This window comes from Vibrio sp. 1731, assembly GCF_033339955.1.
In the GTDB taxonomy this organism is placed as follows: domain Bacteria; phylum Pseudomonadota; class Gammaproteobacteria; order Enterobacterales; family Vibrionaceae; genus Vibrio; species Vibrio alginolyticus.
In genome coordinates, this window is sequence record NZ_JAWOVO010000159.1 from 1 (window position 1) to 1,077 (window position 1,077).

The 1,077-nt window shown below is 47.0% G+C and carries 2 protein-coding genes; both read right to left on the reverse strand.

Going from position 1 to position 1,077, the window contains the following annotated elements; all coding sequences use genetic code 11:
- A partial coding sequence (locus R7035_RS25905; RefSeq protein WP_318146406.1) for a cell division protein FtsL occupies positions 1–187 on the reverse strand: 187 nt, incomplete at its 3' end.
- 5 nt (positions 188–192) lie between these two features.
- Positions 193–1,077: 16S rRNA (cytosine(1402)-N(4))-methyltransferase RsmH (rsmH, locus tag R7035_RS25910; protein ID WP_318146407.1), on the reverse strand; the 885-nt coding region annotated here is incomplete at its 5' end.

Here is a 1,077-nt window from a genome sequence, read left to right on the forward strand (position 1 = left end):
TATCTAATCGCTCGCGCTCAACCAGAGTGTGATCTTTTTCAGTGATCGCTTGACGCGCATGGTGGGTAGCAAATACCACTCCCATTGCTGATGCCATGATCAATAGCAACAATAGTAATGACCAGCGACCAACGGTAATTAAATCCGTGGCGATCAACTTAGCAAGGTTGGGAGTGGGGTTCGTCATAATAATTAAAGCTTTTCAGCAATTCTTAGCACAGAACTGCGCGAACGAGGGTTCATGTCAATTTCTTGTTTGCTCGGTTTTATCGCTTTGCCAACAGTTTTCATGTTTGCGCTGCCAAGCTCTTTGATTTGCGCTTCCGTCAAAGGAATCCCATGTGGAACCTCAGGACCTTTACTTTCTTTGCGGATAAAGCGTTTTACCATGCGGTCTTCCAACGAATGGAAACTGATGACAGATAAACGACCTTCAGGAGCTAAAATACGAGCCGCGCCTTTCAGCGCAGTATCAATTTCTTCTAGCTCACTGTTGATGTAAATACGGAACGCTTGGAAAGCACGCGTCGCTGGGTGCTTTTTCTCTTTAAAACTTTTTGGTGCTGCTTCAGAGATCAGTTTTGCCAACTGTCCAGTACGAACCATTGGCTCGTTCTCTTCGTTTTCACGGTATTCCACAATCGCACGAGCAATACGACGAGCGTGTTTGTCTTCACCGAATTCACGAATCACCCAAGTGATGTCATCCAGATCCGCTTCCATCAACCATTGAGAAACCGGGATGCCTGAAGTTGGGTCCATGCGCATATCTAGCGGGCCATCTTTCATAAAGCTGAAACCACGCTCTGCGTCATCCAGCTGAGGCGAAGACACACCAAGATCCAATAGTACACCGTCTACTTTACCAACTAGGTCATACTCTTCTGCGTATTGAGCCATGCCAGAAAACGGGCCATGAATAATGGTAAAACGAGGGTCGTCAATTTTGCCTGCTTCCGCAATCGCTTGAGGGTCACGGTCGATACTGTACAGTCGGCCATTTGGGCCAAGTTTGGATAAAATTGTACGGCTGTGACCGCCTCGGCCAAATGTTCCATCAATGTAGATACCATCTGG